Source organism: Streptodolium elevatio (genome assembly GCF_040649515.1).
GTDB classification, from domain to species: Bacteria; Actinomycetota; Actinomycetes; order Streptomycetales; family Streptomycetaceae; genus Yinghuangia; species Yinghuangia elevatio.
Window position 1 is genome coordinate 1 of sequence record NZ_JBEZFP010000265.1, and the last position, 3,279, is coordinate 3,279.

Sequence of the window (3,279 nt, forward strand, 5' to 3'; positions counted from 1 at the left end):
TCCAACTCCGCGAACGACTGCCGCACCTCACCGAACACGACCGCGGTCTTGTCCGGAGTACGCGCCGCCGAACGCGCCAACAAATCCGCAAGCCCGTGACGGCGAGCGCGAACGAGGGGTGGCTGCAAGGGCGTTGTCATCACGTGAAGGAACTCCTGTGGCGAGGACCACTTGGCCGGTGTGCCGCGCAGTATATGTGTAACCCTTACGCGAAACTATGGGGCTAGCGCTTGAGCGCCTTGGCATCTAAACATAGTCATGATAGCTATGAAAAGAAGCCGGCCGGAGTCGTGGGTGCGTTCGCGCGGCGGTGACCGGGCGACAGGCTCCTGGAACGGCGATTGCACCGGGTGCGCCTCGGCGCGTGATCGAAGGGCATCGCGAATGACCGATGGCGGACCGGCCTGGCCGGACGACCCGCAAGGCCAGGACGCACGGCTACCGCTTGCAGGCGTCCGGGTGTTGGACTTGTCACGCGTTCTCGCCGGGCCATTGGCGGCGACGATCCTCGCGGACCTAGGTGCGGACGTCATCAAAATCGAATCGCCGCAAGGGGATGAGACTCGTCGGTGGGGACCGCCGTTCCACGGCGACGACGCCGCGTACTACTTCGCCGTGAACCGGAACCGGCGCGCCATGGTGCTCGACCTGCGGGCGGAGAAGGACCAGGAGGTCGTGCGCTCACTGGCCGCGATGGCGGACGTGGTGATCGAGAACTTCCTCCCCAGGCAACTCGTTTCCCTCGGGCTCGATCGTGTTCGCGAAGACGCCCGGCAAGCGGTATGGGTGTCGGTCCGCGGCGCCGCAGGCGCAGGGCCGCTGGCGGACCAGCCTGGCTACGACGCGATGGCCCAGGCACGTTCCGGAATCATGTCGGTCACCGGGCACCCGGACAGCGGACCGACCAAGGTTGGCCTGCCCGTCGTGGACGTGATGACCGGCCTGTACGCGGCGATCGGCGCGCTGGGGGCGCTCCTCGGGCAGCATCGGCGGCCCGACGGCCGTCCGGCGCATGTCGAGGCGCCCCTGTTCGAGTGCGGTGTCGCGGCGCTCATCAACCAGGCCGCGAACCACCTGGTCGGCGGTGTCGTGCCTGGCCTGCTCGGCAACCTCCACCCCAACGTCGCGCCGTACGGCCCGATGCCGGCCGCCGACGGCACGCTCATCGTCGGCGCCACCAGCGACCGCCAATTCGACGCCCTGTGCAGGGCGCTCGACGTACCGCAACTGCCGACGGACCCAAGGTTCGCCGGGAACGCCGCGAGGCTTGCGCACCGGGACGAACTCACGGAACTGCTCTCGACCGTCTTCCGCACCGCCTCCGTCCGGGACTGGGAGAGCAGGCTGTCGGATGTCGGGATCGCGTGCGCCCCTGTCAACCGGGTCGACGAGGTTTTCGGCGAAGAGCAGGTCGAGGCGGGCGAGTTGGTCCAGGAGGTCGAGCACCCGGCCGGGCTCGTACGCCTGGTTGCGTCACCGCTCACCCTCGACGGCATCCGGCCTCCGATTCGGCGCGCGCCGCCACTGTTCGGCGAGCACACGGACGAGATCCTCGACGCGCTCCGGCACGGCGTCGACGAGTGAGACGAAGCGGCTCACAGGGCCCGCACCGTTGGGCCACGCGCCTGTCCATCTCATCAACGGAGTAGCGAATGTTCGATCTCAAGGGCAGGACCGCTCTCGTCACCGGCTCCGGTCAGGGAGTGGGCGCGGGAATCACCGAACTGCTGGCCGCTCAAGGGGCGCAGGTTGCGGTAAACGACATCGACCCACAGCGGGCCGACGAGACCGTGCGGCGCATCAGCGAGGCCGGATACGCGGCACACGCCCTTCCGTTCGATGTGACCGACCATGAGGCCGTGCGGGGCGCAATCCGTGGGTTCGAGCGGCGTAGCGGGCCGGTCGACATCCTGGTGAACAACGTGGGCAATGCCGGCAGTGGCGCGTTTCGTCCGACATCCTTCCGCGAGTCGGATCCGTCGGACTGGCGGCGGTTCACCGAAGTCAACCTCTTCGGCGTGATGAACTGCGTCAAAGCCGTGATCGACGGCATGAGTGTGCGGCGCTACGGGCGCGTCATCACCATTGCGTCGGGGTCGGGTGTGATCGGGCAAGCCATCGGGGTATCGCTGTACGCCGCGGCCAAGGGCGGCGCGATCTCCTTCATGCGGCATCTGGCGATGGAGACCGCGGCCGACGGGATCACCGCAAATACGATCGCCCTTGGCCTGATCGACCCTGCGGCGAGCGGTCGCGAAGGGGCGCGTACGCGCGAGATGGCGGCCCGGCTGCCCGTGGGACGCATCGGAGTTCCGAGCGACCCCGCTTCGTTGTGTGCATATCTGGCCTCCGAAGAGGCGTCGTGGATCACCGGGCAGACGCTGCACCTCAATGGGGGGTCCTACACCTCCTGACGCACGCCACGCTCGCGGCGCCTGTGGTGGACACCGCGCGTGGCCGGCCCCGTACGCCCGCAACCCGCGCCGTCGGCGCGAGAGCATCTCGCGCAAGCCGAGCGGTACTGGCGGCACAGCTACCCGGAACTGATGATCCGCCCGGTGCGCTGGACGTATTGATTCGGTGCGCCGCGCGGGCGCGCCGCGACGCCGGCGGCGAAGGCGCTGCCATCCAGAATGCGGAAGGCATGGCCGCCGCCGCGATGTCGGCATGGCACCGCGGCGGCGGGTCGAAGGGGCCGAACGTCAGACGTTCAGGCCGATGATGGCGCTCTCGGGAAGGACGGTGTGCACGAGGTCCGGGTTGACCGGGCCGTTGAACGGCGGGTACTTCGGGCCCTGCGCGTTGCGGCGGTAGACCGCGGTGGAGTGCTCCGGGTTCTTGTCGAACTCGGGGATGACCTTGTCGCCGAAGATTTCGACCATTTCGAGGTTCTCCTCGTGCGACATGGTGGCGCTGATGCCGAAGACGAGTTGGTCGCAGCCGACTTCCTGGTACGCCTCGATCTGTTCGCAGACCTCTTCGGGGGTGCCGCAGAGCATGTAGCCGCCCGCGATGAGCTGGTCGAGGAGTTCGTCGCCGCCGAGCGAGGACAGGTCGGTGGGCGGGGTGGGCCAGGTGATGCCGTCGGCCGACTTGGGCATGGTGTCGTGGTAGAGGTTCACCAGCGTCACCAGGTAGCCGGCGTTCCCCTTGAGCGCGATCTCGCGGGCGCGCTTGCGGTCATTGAGGCAGATGACGCCGTTGGTCATCATGACGTTGTTGTTCTGGTAGTCGCCCAGGATCTCGGTGGGGTTCTCGGCGGCTTCCTTGTAGGCCTGG

General features: G+C 67.9%; 2 protein-coding genes and 1 pseudogene. 2 read left to right on the forward strand and 1 reads right to left on the reverse strand.

Annotated elements, in window-relative coordinates:
• Positions 1-384 precede the first annotated feature (384 nt).
• Together AB0C36_RS42805 and AB0C36_RS42810 are read left to right on the forward strand one after the other, a co-directional pair.
• On the forward strand, positions 385-1,584 hold the full coding sequence (locus AB0C36_RS42805; protein WP_358365143.1) for a CaiB/BaiF CoA transferase family protein: 1,200 nt from the start codon (positions 385-387) through the stop codon (positions 1,582-1,584).
• Positions 1,585-1,652: 68 nt separating this feature from the next.
• Positions 1,653-2,414, forward strand: coding sequence for an SDR family NAD(P)-dependent oxidoreductase (locus tag AB0C36_RS42810; protein ID WP_358365146.1), 762 nt, complete (start codon positions 1,653-1,655; stop codon positions 2,412-2,414).
• Between the two features lie 288 nt (positions 2,415-2,702).
• Here AB0C36_RS42810 and AB0C36_RS42815 read toward each other — a convergent pair.
• Positions 2,703-3,279: pseudogene (locus AB0C36_RS42815) on the reverse strand (hypothetical protein); the annotation flags it as partial.

Excerpts from the sequence above, each read along its gene's own strand:
- AB0C36_RS42810 (WP_358365146.1), top strand. The coding sequence starts at position 1,653 with ATGTTCGATCTCAAGGGCAGGACCGCTCTCGTCACCGGCTCCGGTCAG.
- AB0C36_RS42805 (WP_358365143.1), top strand. The coding sequence starts at position 385 with ATGACCGATGGCGGACCGGCCTGGCCGGACGACCCGCAAGGCCAGGAC.